Source organism: Denitraticella aggregata (genome assembly GCF_048158365.1).
Taxonomy (GTDB): Bacteria; Pseudomonadota; Gammaproteobacteria; order Burkholderiales; family Rhodocyclaceae; genus Azoarcus_F.
The window spans coordinates 128,644-146,612 of the sequence record NZ_JBLLNL010000004.1; the positions used below are offsets into that span (position 1 = coordinate 128,644).

Genomic DNA, 17,969 nt, shown 5'->3' on the forward strand with positions numbered 1-17,969 from the left:
CAATTTTGGATGACGGCATTGTCTCGCCGGCGCTGCAAGTAGCGGACTGCGAAAAGCGGCAGTTTTTGCCAGCTGTTTGCCGGTTACCATGGATGCCTGAGCAATTAAGCTGCCAGTCGTGAACACACCATCACAATCGCCTTTGTCGTCGGTGACGCCCGGAAACGTGTCCGACGGGCCGCCCCGTCTCGACGCGGCCCAGCTCGCCGAGGCGTTCGAGTTGTTCTCGCGCGCGTCCGAGGAGTTGTCGACCGCCTACAACGCACTGCAGGGCCAGGTCTCGCAACTGACCGAGCGGCTCAACGTGTTGATGGGCGCGCTGCCGGCCGGGGTCGTAGTGCTGGATCGCGTCGGCCGCGTGGTGCAGTTGAACCGGGCCGCGCGCGAGCTGCTGGGCGCGGAGCTGGAGGGCGCGCACTGGGCCGATGTGTCGCGGCGCTTCGGCGTCACCGAGACACCGGGCGAACTCGTGCTCGGCGATGGCGCGGTTTCGCGCCGCCTGTCGCTGTCCGAGGCGGCGCTGGAGTCGGGCGAGGAGTCGATCGTGCTGCTGCACGACATCACCGACACCCACCGCATGCGTCTTCAGGCCGAGCGCCACGAGCGGCTTGCCGCGATGGGGGAGATGGTCGCCGGTCTCGCGCACCAGCTGCGCACCCCCTTGTCGGCCGCATTGCTCTACACGGCCAACCTGCGGCAGGTCGAGATGGCCCCGGCCGACCGCAACAAGGTCGCCGATCGCGCGATCGAGCGGCTGCGCTATCTGGAGCGCCTGATCCGCGACATGTTGCTGTTCGCGCGCGGAGACAGCCTGGGGCGACAGCGGTTCGACGTGTGCGCGCTGGTGAACGAGATCGTGCACACGTTGGAGCCGCTGGCCCGCGCGCGCCGCATTGCGTTCGATGCGCGCTGCGATTGCGGCGAGCTCGCGCTGCTCGGTGACCGCAAGGCGCTCGGCGGTGCGATCTCCAATCTGATCGACAATGCGATCCTGGCCACCGAGGCCGATGGCCGGGTGACGATCGAGGTCACTCGGGATGCGGAGCGGGTGAACTTCAGGGTGTCGGACAGTGGTCGGGGCATCGATCCGGGCATGCAGGCCCGCCTCTTCGAACCCTTCTTCACCACCCGGGCCGAGGGTACCGGCCTCGGGCTCGCGATTGCGCGCGGCGTCGCGCGCGGGCATGGCGGTGACATCGTGCTGGCGTCCATTGCGGGCAAGGGCTCGACCTTTACGCTAAGCTTGCCGATACAGATGGAACCCGGCAGTGCCGACATCAGCGCGGACGGAACGCAGACATGAACGACAGAATCGCCATTCTGGTGGTGGAGGACGACGCGGCCCTGCGCGACGCGGTGTGCATGACGCTGGAACTCGCCGGGCACGATGTCGTCGGCGTCGATGGTGGCACGTCGGCGCTCGACGTGCTGGTGCGACAGGCGTTCAACCTGGTGATCACCGACCTGCGCATGCAGCCGATGGATGGCCTGCAACTGCTCGGCGAAATCCGGGCACGCCTGCCGCAGATGCCGGTGCTGTTGATGACCGCCTATGGCGATGTCGAGAAGGCGGTCGCTGCGATGCGCGGCGGGGCCTGCGACTTTCTGATGAAGCCGTTCGAGCCCGAGAGCCTGCTGTCCCATGTGCGCCGCTATGCGGTGGTACCCCAGTCCGGCGACGACGCGATCGCCGAGGACGTCCGTACCCGCAACCTGCTCGCGATGGCGGCGCATGTCGCCGAGACCGACGCGACCGTGCTGCTCACCGGTGAGTCGGGCACCGGCAAGGAGGTCTTTGCCCGCTACATCCACCTGCATTCTCCGCGTAGTCGCAATCCCTTCGTCGCGATCAATTGCGCGGCCATTCCCGAGAATCTGCTCGAGGCGACGCTGTTCGGATACGAGAAGGGCTCGTTCACCGGTGCCCAGACGTCGCAGGCGGGCAAGTTCGAGCAGGCGCAGGGCGGCACCATCCTGCTCGACGAGATCTCGGAGATGCCGCTCGGTCTGCAGTCCAAGCTGCTTCGCGTGCTGCAGGAGCGCGAAGTCGAGCGGGTGGGTGGCAGGAAAGCGGTCGCGCTCGATATCCGGGTGCTCGCCACCAGCAATCGCGACATGGTCGCCGAGGTTGCTGCAGGACGGTTTCGCGAGGATCTCTATTACCGCCTCAATGTGTTTCCGCTAGAGATCCCGGCGTTGCGCGACAGACCCGGCGACATCCTGCCGCTCGCGCGACATTTTCTGGCGCACCACGGCGCGCGCCTGAAGCGCAATGCGCGCCTGGACAGTGGCGCCGAAGCGCTAATGTTCTCGCATGGCTGGCCGGGCAATGTGCGCGAACTCGAGAACACGATGCAGCGGGCGCTGATCCTCGCTGCGGGCGACACGATCACGCTCGCGAGCCTGTCGCCGTGCATGCCGGAATCGGCCGGTGGCGCGACGGCGACTGTAGCGGGTGCGGCGGGTGCGGCGACGCTTGCCTCCATGCCGGCGGGTCCGGCCCGCGTCCAGCCCTTTTCCGGCAAATCGGCAGGATTTGCCGGCCAGCTACCGACCGCGTCCGAACCCGATGCCGGACGACCGGCCAACATGAAGGATCTGGAGCGCGAGCACATCCTGGAGACCCTGCGTTCGGTTGGTGGTTCACGCAAGCGTGCGGTCGAGCGCCTCGGCATCTCCGAGCGCACGCTGCGCTACAAACTGCAGCAATACCGCGAGGAAGGGCACGAGGTCTGAGCCGGTGGCCGCGGCAGCATCGATGCGGCGCGGGCGCCGGATCGGCCGGATCGCGTCGCCGTCGTCGCGGGGTCGGGCGGGCCGGCATGCCGCGGTCCGGAACTTGAACTTTTGGCATGCGGATTGCTCTGCTAAACTGAATACATCAACGGCAGCGCCCCAGGGGTCGAGGTCATGGACAACCGCGGAATAGAACAGATGATCGGCGAATTGCGCGCAAGCGCGCAGGTCGCACCCGGAAAGCCGGCCGCGCAGGCAGCGGCCGAAGCCGGGGGTGTCGATTTTGCGCAGGTGCTGCAGACCGCCCTGAAGGACGTCAGCGCTGCGCAGAGCGAGGCCAGAGCGATGGCGCGGGACTTCAGCGCTGGTGATCCCAATGCCAATCTGCAGGACGTTATGGTCAATATCGAAAAGGCCAGCTTGTCCTTTCAGCAGATGGTGCAGGTGCGCAACCGCCTGGTGTCGGCTTATCAGGACATCATGAACATGCCGGTCTGACCCGGGAGGATCGGCGCAAGCTGACGAATCGAGCCCGCTAATGCGGGCTCGATTCGTTTCAGCGGTTGGTCTCCAGCATCCGTCGTTCGCGGTCGATCTTGAAGATGTAGCGCTGGATCTGCGTGACGATGCGGTTGGGCAGGTCGATGAACTGGCAGCCTGCGCGCAGGCTCTCTGCGCCGAGACGGTTGTGGATGCGGTACACGTTGCGCAGTTTCAGCACCACGTCGGTGGTGCCGGCGTCCGGAATGTTCAGCACGCAATTTTCGAATACCCTGCCTGCTTCGAAGATCGTCAGTTGCGAGGATGCGATGATGCCGATGCCGTCGTTGCTGATGTCGAGCACGCGGACATCGATCGATTCAGCCGATCCGTCTGCGTGCTGGATCCGGATGCTGCAGGTCACCGGGCTGGACATCGGCACGGGCTGGCGATAGGACTCGCGCCGCTGCAGCCGAAGCATCATGTCGGGCATCGTGCAGCGAATGGCTTCGAGGCCGTCCAGTGGAATGCGTTCGGGATTGACTGCGCTGAACTGGATGCGCACGCCGTTGAGTCGGCCGGTGCATGTCAGTCTGTCGCCGAGCGCCGCACGCTCGTTGGTCCTTGCGTCGGGACTGGCGTCGAGCGTGATCCGGCCGTTGTCGGGTTCGATTCCGAGCACTGCGGTGATGAACGACAGCGGTCCGCCATCGACGTAGGCGTTCAGCAACACCCGCTTTTCCTGCAAGGACTGAATCAGATGCTGGATCTCGCGAGGGTTGCGGATCTGGTAGCTCGCGAACGACTCGGGGTCGAGCAGCGAATCGCCAGATGCGCCTGATGGGATGTCGGTCATGTCTCAGCGTATCGAATTATCGGACCGGTTCATGGGCATCAACACGCGCCTGACCAAGATGGCACCTGCTGCGCGGACAAGGCTGAACGACCCACATTCTAGCCCGTAAAGCCGGACATGACTCCGCCCCGTCCCTTCTGCACGGCTCACAGCTTAAAGCTTACAGCTGTAAGCTTAAAGCTTTAAGCTTACAGCTCACCCCGGCTCGCGGTCCGGCGCAGCGCCTCGCAGACCTTGCATGCCTTCCGCCGCGGTGAGGACATGCTCCGCCTTGTTGCCCTGTTCCACGCTGTAGAGCCAGGCGAGCAGTTCGGCCACCGCCACATACAGCGCGGGCGGAATGCGCTCGTCCAGATCGACCTGCATCAGCAGCCCCACCAGTTCCGGCGACTCATGCACGAATACGCCGGCATCGCGGGCCCGTTCGATGATCTCGCGTGCAATCAGGCCGCGCCCCTTCGCGACCACGCGCGGCGCGGCATCGCCGGCGGTGTAGGTGAGCGCGACCGCTTCGTCGCGCGAACCGTGCTCGGGCAGCTCATTCATGGCCGGCGCGCTCCACGATGAAGCCTGTCAGGGCGACACCGGCTGCGGCGAGGGCCGACTCGAGCTGTGCCCGGGCCGACTCGAGTGCGGAGGCACTCGCGGCGTCCTGCGCGGCAAGGCGCAGGGCCACCCCGGCCGCGGTCAGGTGGATGCGCGCCTCGACGCTGCCCAGCCGCGGCATCGTCAGTCTGAGCGTGGTGTTCCATTCGTCGGGCGTTTCGTCGCCTTCCCGGCGGCCTTCCTGCGCAGGATCCTCGATCTCCCATTCGAAGCGCTGACCGGGCCAGGCCTGGACGTACAGCAGGTAGTGCTGTGTGGCCATCGAATCGAGTTGCTGATGCACCAGCGGGGTCAGTCGCTCCGGAATGGTCGGCTGTTGAATCCGGGTCGCGTCGCGCAGTGCTTCCGACAGGCGCGCGCTGCGCCCGTCTGCTTCGGTCGCCTCGTTGATACCGGTGATCGCCGCCTGGGTCGACCCCATCCGCGCGATGCCGGACTGCAGTCCGGCCGCCGGCGCCGATGCGGGTCCGCCCGCGGGGCGCGGGGCGCCGCGGGCTGTCTCGGCCTGACCGGATCCCGAGGGCAGCGTGCCCGCGCGCGGCTGTGCAAACTGGTTCTGCGGTTCGCGCATCAGCATCGTCGTGTCCATACGCCCGGAAAGCCAGCGCAGCTGATGGGATTCGTAGAAGAGGCCGCTCTGCCCGAGCGCCTGCTTCAGCAGCGGGGCCAGCGCGGCGGCGGACGGAGTCGTCGCAGCAGCGGCTGCCGCGGCGAGCGTCGGACTGGCGGGGCCCGATGCACCGGCAGGGCCAGGGGTGGGGGTCGCGGTAGCGCCCGGGTTGAGTGTGGCGGCGGGGCCGGGTGTTGCGGCAGCGGTGGAAGGGGCTGTCGGCACTGCCTGCAGGGCGGGCGACGCACTTGCGCCCGCGCTTTGCGCCGACCGTCCGGGCGCAGCGTTTGCCGGACCGACTGTCGGCGGCGCCGACAGGAGCGGTCGTCCAGCGGCCAGTTCGAGCGGCTGTGGTGTGGGCTGACCGGTGAGCAGGAAGCTGATCAGTTGTCCGGTCGGACTCAGCGCCGGTCGGCCCGCGACTTCGGTGCCGGCGCCGGTCGGGGCCGTATTCGCGAGCTGCGCGAACACGGCCCGCGGTGTGTTCTGCGTGACCACCAGCTCCAGCGAATCGCCGGCCTTGGCCGCATGATTCAATGCCAGCGTGTATTCACGCCCGGCGACGACCGCCTGGAAGGTGCCGTCCGGCAGGGGGCGCTGTATGGTCGCGGTGAATTGCTGGCCGGGGAGCAGTTGCGGCAGCCGCGCCTGGATCTCGCGAACCTTCGCCGTGCCCTGGACCGGGGGTTCGGAATCGAAGAAGCTCGCTTCCGTCAACATCCTGAGGCGGGCGGCGAGATCGGCGGGGATCATGATCGTGGCTTCGGGCATCCGGCCGGCGGGCCGGATCCGCGTCGCTACCTCGGACCGTGCCCGCCGTAAGCGGCACGTACGCGCGCCGCCGCGCGCCCGCGCGCGCCGCCTGCGAGCAACTTGCGGGTGCTGTCCATCCAGGGTTCGACCAGCTGGCGGATTTCGGAGTCGTGCGCGAGCATGTCGCGCAGAAGTTCGGCCTTTCGCGCGAGCGCGGCGGGCTCGGTCGGCTCGGGCATATCACCGCCGACCTGCGCTGCGATCAGGCGATCGCGTGCCGCGGCCAGATCGCGCTCGTACGCGGCCAGCGCATCCCAGTCGTTTTCGCGCGCGGCCTGCACCATCGCGTGCGACAGCGCGTGCAAATGCTCGAAGGGGACGAGGGATCTGGCGGGTTTCATGTCGGTTCTGCGCGTGGTCGGCAGGATCAGGCGGATTTCTTCGTCGCCGGCGCGATGCCCTGCCAGGCTTCCCGCAAGCCTTGCAGCAGCGACGACACTTCGTCGAACGCGGCCGCATTGTCGTGCAGGTTGGCATACAGCAGGCGTTCGCCCATGTAGTCGTACAGCGCCGCCAGGCGCTCGGCCAGTTCGCCACCGGCATTGACGTCGAGACTGGCCTTCAGGCCGTTGGTGATGATCTCGATGGCTTTCGACGCCGCCTGGCCCTTCGCGGCGATGTCTTTCTGCGCCATCGCGGTCGAGGCGGCTGCGACGGCCAGGATCGCACCGTCGAACAGCATCAGGATGAGCCTGTGCGGGTCTGCGGCACTGACGCCGGTCTCGACACCGACCTTGGAGTACGCAGCTGCGCGGTTGCTGGAATACGAGCCGAACATATGATCATGCTCCTCAGTTCTGCCGGGTCAGGCCCTGCAGGTTGGACAGTTGCTGGCTCAGAAACGTGCTCGTCTGGGTCATGCTCGCAATCATCGTATCGAGCGCGTTGAACTGGCGGCGGAAGCGCTCTTCGATGCCCTCCAGGCGCCGGTTCAATGCGTCCCGCTGGGCCTCGATCTGCCGGATCGAGGCTTTCAGGCCATCGCTGCGACCGGTCAGCAGGCCATTGCTGCCGATGAAGTTTCCGAGCGCGGCCGAGACCCTGTCGGCAAAACCCTGCTGCCCTTCGACCCCGGTGAAGAATGCGGCCACGTTGCGTTCCGGATCGGACAGGGCGGTGCCGAGCTTTTCGCCATCGACGACCAGCTGGCCGTCCACCTGGAAGGTGATGCCGATGTCGGCCAGCCGCGCGGTGCCGCCCGTCCCGCCGAAGGCCCCGCCGACGACGTTGCGCAACTGGCTCTGCAGGTTACGCGCAGTCGAGTCTCCGGTCAGCGCGGCGGCCTGACGGGTCTCCGCGTTGAATGCGGTGAGGTTGCGGATGCCGGTGATCGCGTCGTTGTAGGCCTCTACGAAGACGTCGATCGCCGCCCGTGCGCCGGTCCGGTCGTCGGCGATGGTGAGAGCGGCGGTGACGCCTTCCTGGGCCCGGGTCAGCGTCAGCGTCACGCCGTCGATGACGTCGTCGAAGGTGTTGGTGCTGCGGGAGATGGTGAGCCCGTCGATCGTCGCGATCGCGTCCCGGGCCGTCTGCGTGGCGAAGACCGCGTCGCCCGGGGCGCCCGGCGCGTTCGGATCGAACGCGAGGCCCAGGCCGGACAATTCGAAGGCCTGCGCCGCGCCGGTCTCGCTGCCGGACACGACCAGCCGTTGCGCGCTGCCGTCGTTGATCACGCTCGCACGCACGCCCAGTCCGGCGTCGTTGATCGCATCGCGCAAGTCTTTCACCGACCCGCCGGCGAATGCCAGCGTTCGCGTGGTGGCCGGATTCCCGTCGGCGAGATCGCCGAGGTCGCCGAAGCGCAGGTCGAGCGCGCCGGCCGCGATCCGGGACGGGTCGTCGGCGTCCTTGGCGAAGGCCGCGACGTCGATCGCGACCCGCTGTGCCTGGGCGAGCTGCCTGATTTCGACCGAAAAACTACCCGCGACGGCGCCGCTGGTCGAGGTCGCGGTGAAGCCGGCGTCGGCGGCCACCGTCGCGCGGGTGGCGGCAAACCTTGCCGCATTGCCGAGGCCGCCGGCAGCGGACTGCAGCGACGCGATCAGGCTGGTCAGCTGACCGAAGGCCGAAATGCGCCCCTGCACACTCGCCTCGCGCTGCGCGAGCGCGGTCAGCGGGCGTCGTTCCAGCGTCATCAACTGCCCTACCAGGCCGTTGATGTCCAGTCCGGAACCGATGCCGGGTGCGCTGAGCGCCATGTTGCTCTCCTTATGCTTCCTGCCTGATCAGCAGCCCCTGCAGTTTGTCCAGCGCCCTGGACATCGCGAGGAACTCCTCCGACGGGATCTGCCTGATCACCTCGTCGGTGCTGCTGTCGATGATCTTGATCACCGTCTTGTTGGTGTCTTCATCGATGGAGAAAAGCAAGTTCTGCGCCACCGGACTGATCGCATTGCGAACCTCGTCGACCGCCTGGCGGATGTCGGCCTGGGATGCGGCGGGCGGTGAGCCAGCGGGGGCCGCTGCGCGCGACACAGACGCTGCGTCTCCGGCCCGAGCCGGCGCCGGGCGCGCTGCCGGGCCGTCGCTGCCGCGCAGCGCGGCGCCGGCCGCGGACACCAGGGACGACGTGGTGGACGGAATGCTCATGATGCATTTTCCTCATGATGCGCCGGCGCGGGAACCGCTTCGGTCCCGCGCCGCGCGACAGCATACGACGGATTATCGCTCAGCGCAGCAGCGTCAGCACGTTCTGCGGCAGCGCGTTCGCCTGGGCCAGCATCGCGACGCCGGCCTGCTGCAGGATCTGCGCACGGGTCAGGTTTGCGGTCTCGGCGGCGAAGTCGGTGTCCATGATGCGGCTGCGCGATGCGGACAGGTTCTCCGAGGTCGTCTGCAGGTTGGCGATGACCGATTCGAAGCGATTCTGCAACGCACCGAGATCGGCGCGCGAGCCATTCACGTTGCTCAGCGCCACATCGACGCGGGTCAACACGTCATCGGCGGCTGTGGGGTCCAGCACGTTGATTCCAGCAAGCGACAAACCACCTGTACTGGCGTCTGCGATCTCGGCGATCTCGATCGTTTGTCCCACATTTGCGCCGACCTGGAAGGCCTGCGCAACGAAGCTGCCATCGAGAAGATTCAGTCCGTTGAACTGCGTCTGGGACGCGATGCGGTCGATTTCGGCGACCCGTTGCTGAACTTCCGCATCGAGTGCCTCGCGGTCGGATACGCTGTTGGTCGCGTTGCGGGACTGCACTGCGAGTTCGCGAATCCGCTGCAGGTTGTTCGATACCTCCACGAGCGCGCCTTCGGCGGTCTGGGCCAGCGAGATGCCGTCGTTGGCGTTGCGCACCGCCTGGTTCAGGCCGCGGATCTGGGTCGTGAAACGCTCGGAGATCGCGAGACCGGCGGCGTCGTCCTTGGCGCTGTTGATGCGCAGGCCGGAGGACAGGCGTTGCAGCGAGGTGTTCAGCAAACTCTGCGAGGTGTTGAGGTTGCGTTGCGCGTTCAGGGACGCGACGTTGGTGTTGATGACTTGCGACATGGTCGATCTCCTTGAATATCGAATTAGAAGCCTGCCCGGCCGCACGACCTGTTGGTGTTCTGAGGTGCTGCGCGATCTGCTTGCCGTTGGAAGCATTTACGGTCGGCTTCGCGGAATCTTTAGCGGATTTTCGCGGTCGTTTAGCCAGTATCATCGAGGTCCCGCAAGCCCCTGCCGATTTCGCCCGCGTCGATGTCTTCCGAATCCCTGTCAACCGATGCCGCATCCAGCCTGCTCAGCTTCGACGCCGACGCGTTGCGCGAGCGCTTTCTGCATGGCACCGCGACGGCGCCGGTGGTCGAGGACGGCAGCGCCGCCGATCCGCAGTATCGGCCCGCGGCGGTGCTGGTGCCGCTGGTTGCGCGCGCTGCCTCCGTGACCGTGTTGCTGACCAAGCGCACCGACCACCTGCACCACCATCCGGGCCAGATCAGCTTTCCGGGGGGACGGGTGGAGGCGCACGACATCACGCCGGTGATGACGGCGCTGCGCGAGACCGAGGAGGAGATCGGGCTGAATCCGGACCGGGTGGAGCTGCTCGGCGAGCTGCCGGAGTATTTCACCGGGACCGGGTTCAGGGTGACGCCGGTGGTCGGCCTGGTGCATCCGCCCTTCGAGCTGAAGCTCGACAGCTTCGAGGTGGCCGAGGCCTTCGAGGTGCCGCTGGCGTTCCTGCTCGATCCGGCCAATCACAAGCGCCACCGCATGGAGTACAAGGGTCGTATGCGCGAGTACTACGCGATGCCGTGGCAGGGTCATTACATCTGGGGCGCGACCGCAGGCATGCTGGTGACGCTGGCGCGCTTTCTCGGCCGGGTCTGATCGGCATTCGGACACACGCATTCAATGCCGGGTGGCGTCGGGTTTGCGCCCGTCCTGCAGGATGCTATGGTGTCGCCCGTTGCGCCGCGGGTGACGGCGCCTTCCGCTTTCCGATGCCATGACCTTGTTTTCGCTGATCTGCGCGTTGCTGATCGAGCAGTTCCGCCCGCTCGCTGCGGGCCGCTGGGTGACCGGCCCGCTGGAACGCCTGTCCGAAAAAGTGTCCCGACGGTACGACGAGGGCGGCGAAGGCGCAGGACGTACGGCATGGTGGCTGCTGGCGGGCGGGCTCGGCGTGGCGGCATGGCTGGCCTGGCTGGTTCTGGGCTGGATCCATCCGCTCTTCGCGCTCGCGTTCAACGTGGGCGTGCTGTATCTGGTGCTCGCGCACCGCAATCAGAGCCGCTTCTTTGCCGACATCGTGCTCGCCTTGAGCACCAGCGACACCGAGCGTGCGCGGAACGTGTTGGGCGGATGGTGCGGCAGCGACCATTCGGGCGCGAGTGCCAGCGAAGTCGCGCGCCTGTCGATCGAGCGCGGACTGGTCGTGTCGCACCGGGCGGTGTTCGGGCCGATCGTGTGGTTCGTGCTGCTGCCCGGTCCGATGGGCGCCGTGCTGTATCGGGTGGCACAGCACCTCGCGGAGGCCGGGAGCCGGCCGGGCGCCGACGCGTCGCAGACCGGCTTTGGTGCGTTCGCGCACCGGGCCTTCGTTGCGATCGACTGGGTGCCGGCGCGGCTGACCGCGCTGGCGTTTTCGGTGATCGGCAATTTCGAGGACGCGATCTACTGCTGGCGCGCGCAATCCATGCTATGGGCGGACAACGCATCGGGTATACTCATCGCCTCCGGTGCGGGTGCACTGGGCGTGCGATTGGGTTTGCCGATCCACGTGTCCGGTGGCGTTGTCGATCGTCCAGAAATGGGGATGGGCGACAAGGCCGATGTCGGTCACATGCAGGCGGCCGCCAAGCTTATCTGGCGGGTGCTGGTGCTTGTTCTGTTGTTACTGGCTCTGCTGAGCATCGCCAGCTGGGTCGGGCGTTAATCCTTTGAGGAGGGAGCAAAGATGGCTAATCGTGAAGTTATGGTGCTGAGTGCGGTCCGTTCCGCGATCGGTACTTTTGGTGGTTCGCTGAGCACGCTGGAGCCCGCCGATCTGGCCGGCACCGTGATGAAGGAGGCAGTGGTCCGTTCGGGCGTCGATCCTCAGCAGATCAACTACGTGACCGTTGGCAACTGTATCCCGACCGAATCGCGTTTCGCGTATGTCGCACGGGTCGCGGCCATCCAGGCGGGCCTGCCGATGGAGTCGGTTGCGATGGCGGTGAACCGCCTGTGCTCTTCCGGTCTGCAGGGCATCGTCAGCACGTCGCAGGCGATCATGCTCGGCGACTGTGACTTCGGTGTCGGCGGCGGTGTCGAGGTGATGTCGCGTGGCGCCTACATGTCGACCGCGATGCGCAACGGCGCCCGCATGGGTGACACCAGTCTCATCGATTCGATGGTCGCGGTGCTGACCGACCCGTTCGGTGCCGGGCACATGGGTATCACCGCCGAGAACCTGGCCGAGAAGTGGGGCATCACCCGTGAAGACCAGGACGCTCTGGCGGTCGAATCCCAGCGCCGCGCGGCTGCCGCGATCGCCGAGGGGCGCTTCAAGTCGCAGATCGTGCCGATCACGCTGAAGACCCGCAAGGGCGAGGTCGTGTTCGACACTGACGAGCACGTCAAGGCGAGTACGACGATGGAAACGCTCGGGAAGATGCGTCCGGCCTTCAAGAAGGATGGCACCGTCACCGCCGGCAATGCGTCTGGGATCAACGACGGCGCGGCGTTCTTCGTGCTCGGCGAGGCGAACGCCGCCGCTGCGGCAGGCTACAAGCCCGTCGCGCGTCTGGTCTCCTACGCCCTGGCCGGGGTGCCGAACCACATCATGGGCGAGGGTCCGATCCCGGCCACGAAGATCGCGCTGAAGCGCGCCGGCCTGACGCTGGACCAGATGGACGTGATCGAGTCCAACGAGGCGTTCGCCTCGCAGGCGATCGCGGTGGCCAGGGCTCTGGAACTCGACATGGCCAAGACCAATCCGAACGGCGGCGCGATTGCGCTGGGTCACCCGGTGGGATGCTCGGGTGCGTTCATCGCGACCAAGGCGCTGTACGAGCTGCAGCGCACTAACGGCCGTTACGCGCTGGTGACGATGTGCATCGGCGGCGGTCAGGGCATCGCCGCGGTGTTCGAGCGCGTCTGATCGCACCTCATCGAGAAGTGGCTGCATCCAGGAACCCGCCGAAAGGCGGGTTTCTGCTTTTCGGGCGTCCGAGCATGCACCAATTGCTTTCGCACGGAAGCGGTGCATGCACCATGAGAGTGCGTCAGTCGCGCAGATACGCCTCGAAACGCCCCATTCCGCATGCGTTTCGAGGCGTGGACGCTGGCATGGTTTTCGCTGAAGGCTTCGTATAACGGCTGGCTGCAGGGCCGAGAATCGATAGCGTGGTCAGGGAGGACGGTGCGGCATCATGACGGTCACAAGCTTCTACGACGAGATGTACGAGCCGGATCGGCAGATCCGTCCGCACTACGCTGCCTATGATGCGTGGCTGTCCGAGATGCCCGGGGAGCGCATCGCGCAGAAGCGGGCCGAGGCAGACGCGTTGTTTCACCGCTATGGCATCACGTTCGCCGTGTACGGCGAGGATGAAGGGACCGAGCGCCTGATCCCGTTCGACATCATTCCGCGCATCATCCCAGCCCATGAATGGAAGCTTCTCGCCGACGGTCTGCGGCAGCGGGTCCGCGCGCTGAACGCGTTCATGAAGGACATCTACCACGACCAGGATATCCTCAGAGCGGGCAGGATCCCGGCCGATCAGGTGCTGAACAATTCGCAGTATCGGAAGGTCATGCAGGGCGTGGATGTGCCGGGCGATGTGTATGCCCATATCGCCGGCGTGGACGTGGTGCGCGCCGGCGAGGGCGACTACTACGTGCTGGAGGACAACCTGCGCGTGCCATCGGGCGTGTCCTACATGCTCGAGAACCGCAAGATGATGATGCGTCTGTTTCCACGGCTGTTCTCGCGCTATCGGGTCGCACCGGTGGATCGTTACCCGGACATGCTGATCAACATGCTGCGCAGCGTGGCACCGGTCGGCGTCACCGATCCGACCGTGGTGGTGCTGACACCGGGCGCCTACAACAGCGCGTATTTCGAGCATGCATTCCTCGCCCAGCAGATGGGCGTGGAACTGGTCGAGGGCCAGGACATGTTCGTCGACAACGACCATGCGTACATGCGCACCACGCGCGGCCCGAAGCGGGTCGACGTGATTTACCGACGGGTCGACGACGACTTTCTCGATCCGCTGGCGTTCCGGCCGGACTCGGTGCTCGGCGTGCCCGGCCTGCTGGGCGCCTACCAGCAGGGCGGGGTCACGCTCGCGAATGCGATCGGAAGTGGCGTGGCCGACGACAAGTCGATCTATCCTTACGTGCCCGACATGGTGCGCTTCTATCTGGACGAGGAACCGATCCTGCACAACGTGACCACCTACATGTGCCGCAACAAGGACGACCTGGCCCATGTGCTGGACAGGCTGCCGGAACTGGTCGTGAAGGAGGTCCATGGCGCCGGCGGATACGGCATGCTGGTTGGCCCGGCATCCACCAGGGCGGAGATCGAGGCCTTTCGCGAGCGACTGATCGCGCACCCGGAGCGATACATCGCGCAGCCCACGCTGGCGCTGTCGGCCTGCCCGACTTTCGTCGAGTGCGGTATCGCGCCGCGTCATCTCGATCTTCGGCCGTTCGTACTGTCCGGCGAGCAGATCCAGCTGATCCCGGGCGGGCTCACGCGGGTCGCGCTCAGGGAGGGGTCGCTGGTGGTCAATTCGTCGCAGGGCGGCGGAACCAAGGACACCTGGGTGCTGGAAGGCTGACGGAGAGCGGAACATGCTGAGTCGTACTGCAGACCATCTTTACTGGATGGCCCGTTACATGGAGCGGGCCGAGAACATCGCGCGCATGCTGGATGTGAACCACCGCATGTCGCTGATGCCTCAGTCCGAGGTGCAGGCGGAGCAGGCCTGGGGCGCGACGCTGCGCATCATGGGGCTGGAGAACGCGTTCGCCAGGTGCTTCGACGAGGTCAGCGCCGATGCGGTGCTGGAGTTCATGATCTTCAATCCGGACAATCCGACCAGTATCCGCAGCTGTCTGCGCGCGGCACGCGAGAACGCGCATGCGGTTCGCGGCACATTGACATCCGAGCTGTGGGAGACGACAAACAGCACCTGGCTGAAGATGCGCGACTTCAACGGCGACAAGCTCAACGACGAAGGCGTCAGCAACTTCTTCGAATGGGTGAAGTTCCGCTCTCACCTGTCCCGCGGGGTCACGCTCGGCACGATGCTGCAGGACGAGGCCTTGCGCTTCATCCGTATCGGCACCTTTCTGGAGCGCGCCGACAACACGCTGCGCATCCTGGACGTGAAATATCAGTTGCTGCTGCCGGCCGGCGAGGTCGAGGGTGGTTCGGCCGACTTCTATCAGTGGAGCGCGCTGATGCGTTCGGTGTCGGCGTTCGAGATCTACCGGCGGATCTACCGGGATCTGATCACGCCGTCGCGGGTGGCCGAGATGATGCTGCTGAGGGTGGATATGCCGCGCTCGCTGGCGCGCTGCATGAAGGAGGTCTACAGCAACCTGCGTGCGGTCTCCAACGAGCATTCCGCCGAGACCGAGCGCCGTGCAGGCTTGCTGGAAGCGAATACGCGCTTCGGCAGGATCGACGACATCGTGCGCGAGGGCCTGCACAACTACGTGGTGCAGGCCCTTGGCCGGATCCAGGACCTGGGCAACCGGATCGCCGACGATTTCCTGGTGCCGGTGAGCCGGCAGGTCGAGACGGCCTGACCCGCCACAATCCAGCCACCGTCATCGTCGGTGACGCTTACCAGCCTCGCCGTTGTGCGCCGGCCTGTTCGATTTCGGAGCGGATCAGCAGGAAATGCTCGAAGCGCCGCCGCTCGAGTCGACCGTCCGCCAGCGCCTGCGTGATCGCGCAGCCTGGTTCGGCTTCATGGCGACAGTCGCGGAAGCGGCAGTGGCCGTGGTATGGACGCAGTTCGGTGAAGGACTGCAACAGTTCGTCGGTGCCCACGTGCGCGAGACCGAAGGCCTGCAGGCCGGGGCTGTCGATGACCCAGCCATTGTCATCCAGCGGATAGAGCCGCGCGAAGGTGGTCGTGTGCTTGCCGGTGTCCAGCGCTTCCGAGATCTCGCGGGTCGCCGCGCGCGCGCCCGGGATCAGCGCGTTGATCAGCGTCGACTTGCCCATGCCCGATTGCCCGACCAGGATGCTGCGCTCGCCGGCGAGGGCGGCCTTCAAGGCGTCGATGTCCTGATGGGCACACAATTCGACGATGCGATAGCCGAGCGCAGCGAACGGGGCGAGCAGCGCACGTGCGGCCGGCAGGCGGTCGACCAGATCCACCTTGTTTAGCACGATCAGGGGCTTGATCTGCTGATGCTCGGCGGCCGCGACGCAGCGCGAGATCAGCAGGTCGGAAAAGCCGGGCTCGGTCGCGACCACGATGACGATCTGGCTGAGGTTGGACGCGATCAGTTTCTGCCGGAACGCATCGGAGCGCCACAGCAGGTTGCGGCGAGGCTCGAGTTCGAGGATCACCCCCTGCGCATCATCGCTGCGCGCAATGACGACTTCGTCGCCGCAGGCATACACGCTCTTCTTGCCCCGTGGTACGCACTTGAGCGTGGCCGGTGTGTCGTCGGGCATCGGGCCGCTGCGATCGAGCCGGACTTCGTAGTGCCGTCCAAAGGCGGCGGTGACGATGCCGCGAAGCCGGCCGGGGGAGGGGGCGGGCGTGGTGTTCCGGGCGCGGGATGGTGATTGATTCAAGCGCTCAGTCGAACTTGTAGAAGTGCTTGTTCAGGAAACCGGCGATGTGGTGTTCGTCCTCGGGAAAGAGGTCGAGGTTGAGCATGGTGGTGCATGCGGTCAGTTGCTGCGCCAGTCCGCTCGGGGTGTTCACGCGACGATCGGCGCGCGTGTAGGCGTTGGACCCCTGGTCGCCCCCGAAGCGCTCGACATGACAGGCGACGCACAGGTCCATGTGCATCTCTTCGCCCGCATCCAGATCGGCATCGGGAAACGGATTCGCGACGGCGCTGCCGCAGGCGAGCAGGGCGGCGATCATGACGGGCCGGGTCTTCATGGTGGTCTCCTCAGGAAGTCATCGTGCGCAGCCGCGCGACACGCACCGCGGCCGGCGGGTGGGAGTCGAAGAAGCGCGAGTAGAGTGGGTCGGGTGTCAGCGTGGAGGCATTGTCGCGATAGAGCTTGACCAGCGCGCTCACCAGGTCCTGAGCGCGCGTCTGGCGCACTGCATAGCGGTCCGCCTCGAACTCGTGTACCCGCGACCAGTGACTGAACAGCGGCGCGAACGGGAACGTGAAAGCCGGCAGCGCCAGCGAGAACAGGGCCAGCGCGGTGGCGGTTCCGGCCTGTTCGACGCCGAGTCCGGCGAAGAACCAGTGCTGCTGCATCAGCCAGCCGAGCAGCCACAGCAGTGCAAGCGTGCCGGCCGACATCACCGCCAGCCGCTTCCACACATGGCCGTGCGTGAAATGTCCGAGTTCATGGGCAAGCACGGCCTCGACTTCCTCGGGTCGGAGTTTGTCGAGCAGCGTGTCGAAGAACACGATGCGCTTGGCCGAACCGAAACCGGTGAAGTAGGCATTGCCATGACTGGAGCGGCGTGAGCCGTCCATCACGAACAGCCCGCGCGAGCGGAACCCGCAACGTGAAAGCAGTTGCTCCACCCGCGTTTTCAGGGACTCGTCCGCGAGCGGAGTGAACCTGTTGAACAGGGGTGCGATGAAGGTCGGCCAGATGAAAAGGGCCAGCAGATTGAACGCGAGCCAGAACAGCCACACCCAGAACCACCACAGGGGACCCATCGCTTCCATCAGCCACAACACCGCGAACAGCACCGGCAAGCCGATCAGCGCGGCGATCAGGGCGCTGCGGGCGAGATCGAAAACGAACAGGCGGGGCGACATGCGATTGAAGCCGAACCGCTTCTCGGTGACGAAGGTGCGATAGATCGCGAAAGGCAGACCGACCAGCCAGCCGATCGCCCCGAGCCCCGCGAGCAAGGCCACGCCATGCACGATGCCGCCCGGCGCCAGTCCGTCACCCAGCCGTTCGAACAGCCATTGCAGCCCGCCGCCGAGCGTCAACAGCAGCACCAGCAGGGTTCCGGTCATCGCGTCCACCAGACCCAGGCGCATCCGCGCGACGGTATAGTCGGCCGCCTTGCGGTGAGCCGAAAGCTCGATCACGTCGGCGAAATCGGCCGGCACGCTATCGCGACATGCGCGCACATGGCGCATCTGGCGCCACATCAGCAGACCGCGCACCGAGAAGGTGAGCAGGACCGCGAGCACGAACAGCATGGAGAAGGTTTCGGGGGCCATGAGCCTTTCCGGGGTGGTGGGCGCTGCGGTCACAAGTGCTTCTGTGACAC

The 17,969-nt window shown here is 66.1% G+C and carries 19 protein-coding genes; 8 read left to right on the forward strand and 11 right to left on the reverse strand.

What is annotated here, in order from left to right:
• Positions 1-142 precede the first annotated feature (142 nt).
• The 3 genes from ACKVEX_RS07130 (at position 143) to fliE (ending at position 3,234) form a co-directional block, all read left to right on the forward strand.
• On the forward strand, positions 143-1,303 hold the full coding sequence (locus ACKVEX_RS07130) for a sensor histidine kinase (protein ID WP_473215120.1): 1,161 nt from the start codon (positions 143-145) through the stop codon (positions 1,301-1,303).
• A complete protein-coding gene (locus tag ACKVEX_RS07135) occupies positions 1,300-2,736 on the forward strand; it encodes a sigma-54-dependent transcriptional regulator (RefSeq protein ID WP_473215011.1) in 1,437 nt (478 codons plus the stop codon). Before ACKVEX_RS07130 ends, ACKVEX_RS07135 begins: the two co-directional genes overlap by 4 nt.
• 174 nt (positions 2,737-2,910) lie before the next feature.
• Entirely contained in the window at positions 2,911-3,234 is a 324-nt protein-coding gene (gene fliE / locus ACKVEX_RS07140) for a flagellar hook-basal body complex protein FliE (RefSeq protein ID WP_473215012.1), read from the forward strand.
• 58 nt (positions 3,235-3,292) lie between these two features.
• Here the strand turns inward: fliE and ACKVEX_RS07145 are convergent, their stop codons facing one another.
• The 8 genes from ACKVEX_RS07145 to ACKVEX_RS07180 form a co-directional block, all read right to left on the reverse strand.
• The gene (locus ACKVEX_RS07145) at positions 3,293-4,072 is read right to left on the reverse strand and encodes a flagellar brake protein (RefSeq protein ID WP_473215013.1); all 780 of its coding nucleotides are present in this window, start codon (positions 4,070-4,072) and stop codon (positions 3,293-3,295) included.
• A 195-nt stretch (positions 4,073-4,267) separates the two neighbouring features.
• Positions 4,268-4,618, reverse strand: coding sequence for an EscU/YscU/HrcU family type III secretion system export apparatus switch protein (locus ACKVEX_RS07150; protein ID WP_473215014.1), 351 nt, complete (start codon positions 4,616-4,618; stop codon positions 4,268-4,270).
• The gene (gene fliK, locus ACKVEX_RS07155) at positions 4,611-6,041 is read right to left on the reverse strand and encodes a flagellar hook-length control protein FliK (RefSeq protein WP_473215015.1); all 1,431 of its coding nucleotides are present in this window, start codon (positions 6,039-6,041) and stop codon (positions 4,611-4,613) included. Before fliK ends, ACKVEX_RS07150 begins: the two co-directional genes overlap by 8 nt.
• A 44-nt stretch (positions 6,042-6,085) precedes the next feature.
• Positions 6,086-6,442, reverse strand: coding sequence for a flagellar protein FliT (locus ACKVEX_RS07160; RefSeq protein WP_473215016.1), 357 nt, complete (start codon positions 6,440-6,442; stop codon positions 6,086-6,088).
• A gap of 26 nt (positions 6,443-6,468) precedes the next feature.
• Positions 6,469-6,879, reverse strand: a complete 411-nt coding sequence (fliS, locus tag ACKVEX_RS07165) for a flagellar export chaperone FliS (protein ID WP_473215017.1) — start codon at positions 6,877-6,879, stop codon at positions 6,469-6,471.
• Positions 6,880-6,892: 13 nt separating this feature from the next.
• Positions 6,893-8,299 carry a flagellar filament capping protein FliD gene (gene fliD / locus ACKVEX_RS07170; protein WP_473215018.1) on the reverse strand — a complete coding sequence of 469 codons (1,407 nt, stop codon included), beginning with the start codon at positions 8,297-8,299 and terminating at the stop codon, positions 6,893-6,895.
• A 10-nt stretch (positions 8,300-8,309) separates the two neighbouring features.
• Positions 8,310-8,690 (reverse strand): flagellar protein FlaG, encoded by a 381-nt coding sequence (locus ACKVEX_RS07175; RefSeq protein ID WP_473215019.1) that lies wholly within the window; start codon positions 8,688-8,690, stop codon positions 8,310-8,312.
• A 79-nt stretch (positions 8,691-8,769) separates the two neighbouring features.
• On the reverse strand, positions 8,770-9,591 hold the full coding sequence (locus tag ACKVEX_RS07180) for a flagellin domain-containing protein (RefSeq protein WP_473215020.1): 822 nt from the start codon (positions 9,589-9,591) through the stop codon (positions 8,770-8,772).
• Positions 9,592-9,783: 192 nt separating this feature from the next.
• Here ACKVEX_RS07180 and ACKVEX_RS07185 point away from each other — a divergent pair, with 192 nt between their 5' ends.
• From ACKVEX_RS07185 to ACKVEX_RS07205, 5 genes are all read left to right on the forward strand, one after another.
• Positions 9,784-10,413 (forward strand): CoA pyrophosphatase, encoded by a 630-nt coding sequence (locus tag ACKVEX_RS07185; protein ID WP_473215021.1) that lies wholly within the window; start codon positions 9,784-9,786, stop codon positions 10,411-10,413.
• Positions 10,414-10,531: 118 nt separating this feature from the next.
• On the forward strand, positions 10,532-11,461 hold the full coding sequence (locus ACKVEX_RS07190; RefSeq protein WP_473215022.1) for a CobD/CbiB family protein: 930 nt from the start codon (positions 10,532-10,534) through the stop codon (positions 11,459-11,461).
• Positions 11,462-11,482: 21 nt separating this feature from the next.
• Positions 11,483-12,667, forward strand: a complete 1,185-nt coding sequence (locus ACKVEX_RS07195; protein WP_473215023.1) for an acetyl-CoA C-acyltransferase family protein — start codon at positions 11,483-11,485, stop codon at positions 12,665-12,667.
• A 271-nt stretch (positions 12,668-12,938) separates the two neighbouring features.
• The gene (locus tag ACKVEX_RS07200) at positions 12,939-14,357 is read left to right on the forward strand and encodes a circularly permuted type 2 ATP-grasp protein (RefSeq protein ID WP_473215024.1); all 1,419 of its coding nucleotides are present in this window, start codon (positions 12,939-12,941) and stop codon (positions 14,355-14,357) included.
• A 13-nt stretch (positions 14,358-14,370) separates the two neighbouring features.
• The gene (locus tag ACKVEX_RS07205) at positions 14,371-15,333 is read left to right on the forward strand and encodes an alpha-E domain-containing protein (protein ID WP_473215025.1); all 963 of its coding nucleotides are present in this window, start codon (positions 14,371-14,373) and stop codon (positions 15,331-15,333) included.
• Between the two features lie 37 nt (positions 15,334-15,370).
• Here the strand turns inward: ACKVEX_RS07205 and rsgA are convergent, their stop codons facing one another.
• The 3 genes from rsgA to ACKVEX_RS07220 are packed head-to-tail and all read right to left on the reverse strand — an operon-like array spanning position 15,371 to position 17,919.
• The gene (gene rsgA, locus ACKVEX_RS07210) at positions 15,371-16,339 is read right to left on the reverse strand and encodes a ribosome small subunit-dependent GTPase A (RefSeq protein WP_473215026.1); all 969 of its coding nucleotides are present in this window, start codon (positions 16,337-16,339) and stop codon (positions 15,371-15,373) included.
• 4 nt (positions 16,340-16,343) lie between these two features.
• Complete coding sequence (locus ACKVEX_RS07215; RefSeq protein WP_473215027.1) at positions 16,344-16,655, reverse strand: hypothetical protein; 312 nt, start codon at positions 16,653-16,655, stop codon at positions 16,344-16,346.
• A 10-nt stretch (positions 16,656-16,665) separates the two neighbouring features.
• Positions 16,666-17,919, reverse strand: coding sequence for a M48 family metallopeptidase (locus tag ACKVEX_RS07220; RefSeq protein WP_473215028.1), 1,254 nt, complete (start codon positions 17,917-17,919; stop codon positions 16,666-16,668).
• Positions 17,920-17,969 lie beyond the last annotated feature (50 nt).

Excerpts from the sequence above, each read along its gene's own strand:
- ACKVEX_RS07215 (WP_473215027.1), bottom strand. The coding sequence starts at position 16,655 with ATGAAGACCCGGCCCGTCATGATCGCCGCCCTGCTCGCCTGCGGCAGC.
- fliE (WP_473215012.1), top strand. The coding sequence starts at position 2,911 with ATGGACAACCGCGGAATAGAACAGATGATCGGCGAATTGCGCGCAAGC.
- ACKVEX_RS07175 (WP_473215019.1), bottom strand. The coding sequence starts at position 8,690 with ATGAGCATTCCGTCCACCACGTCGTCCCTGGTGTCCGCGGCCGGCGCC.
- ACKVEX_RS07205 (WP_473215025.1), top strand. The coding sequence starts at position 14,371 with ATGCTGAGTCGTACTGCAGACCATCTTTACTGGATGGCCCGTTACATG.
- ACKVEX_RS07200 (WP_473215024.1), top strand. The coding sequence starts at position 12,939 with ATGACGGTCACAAGCTTCTACGACGAGATGTACGAGCCGGATCGGCAG.
- ACKVEX_RS07190 (WP_473215022.1), top strand. The coding sequence starts at position 10,532 with ATGACCTTGTTTTCGCTGATCTGCGCGTTGCTGATCGAGCAGTTCCGC.
- ACKVEX_RS07150 (WP_473215014.1), bottom strand. The coding sequence starts at position 4,618 with ATGAATGAGCTGCCCGAGCACGGTTCGCGCGACGAAGCGGTCGCGCTC.
- fliS (WP_473215017.1), bottom strand. The coding sequence starts at position 6,879 with ATGTTCGGCTCGTATTCCAGCAACCGCGCAGCTGCGTACTCCAAGGTC.
- ACKVEX_RS07180 (WP_473215020.1), bottom strand. The coding sequence starts at position 9,591 with ATGTCGCAAGTCATCAACACCAACGTCGCGTCCCTGAACGCGCAACGC.
- ACKVEX_RS07160 (WP_473215016.1), bottom strand. The coding sequence starts at position 6,442 with ATGAAACCCGCCAGATCCCTCGTCCCCTTCGAGCATTTGCACGCGCTG.
- ACKVEX_RS07145 (WP_473215013.1), bottom strand. The coding sequence starts at position 4,072 with ATGACCGACATCCCATCAGGCGCATCTGGCGATTCGCTGCTCGACCCC.
- fliK (WP_473215015.1), bottom strand. The coding sequence starts at position 6,041 with ATGATCCCCGCCGATCTCGCCGCCCGCCTCAGGATGTTGACGGAAGCG.
- ACKVEX_RS07135 (WP_473215011.1), top strand. The coding sequence starts at position 1,300 with ATGAACGACAGAATCGCCATTCTGGTGGTGGAGGACGACGCGGCCCTG.
- ACKVEX_RS07220 (WP_473215028.1), bottom strand. The coding sequence starts at position 17,919 with ATGGCCCCCGAAACCTTCTCCATGCTGTTCGTGCTCGCGGTCCTGCTC.
- fliD (WP_473215018.1), bottom strand. The coding sequence starts at position 8,299 with ATGGCGCTCAGCGCACCCGGCATCGGTTCCGGACTGGACATCAACGGC.
- ACKVEX_RS07185 (WP_473215021.1), top strand. The coding sequence starts at position 9,784 with ATGTCTTCCGAATCCCTGTCAACCGATGCCGCATCCAGCCTGCTCAGC.
- ACKVEX_RS07195 (WP_473215023.1), top strand. The coding sequence starts at position 11,483 with ATGGCTAATCGTGAAGTTATGGTGCTGAGTGCGGTCCGTTCCGCGATC.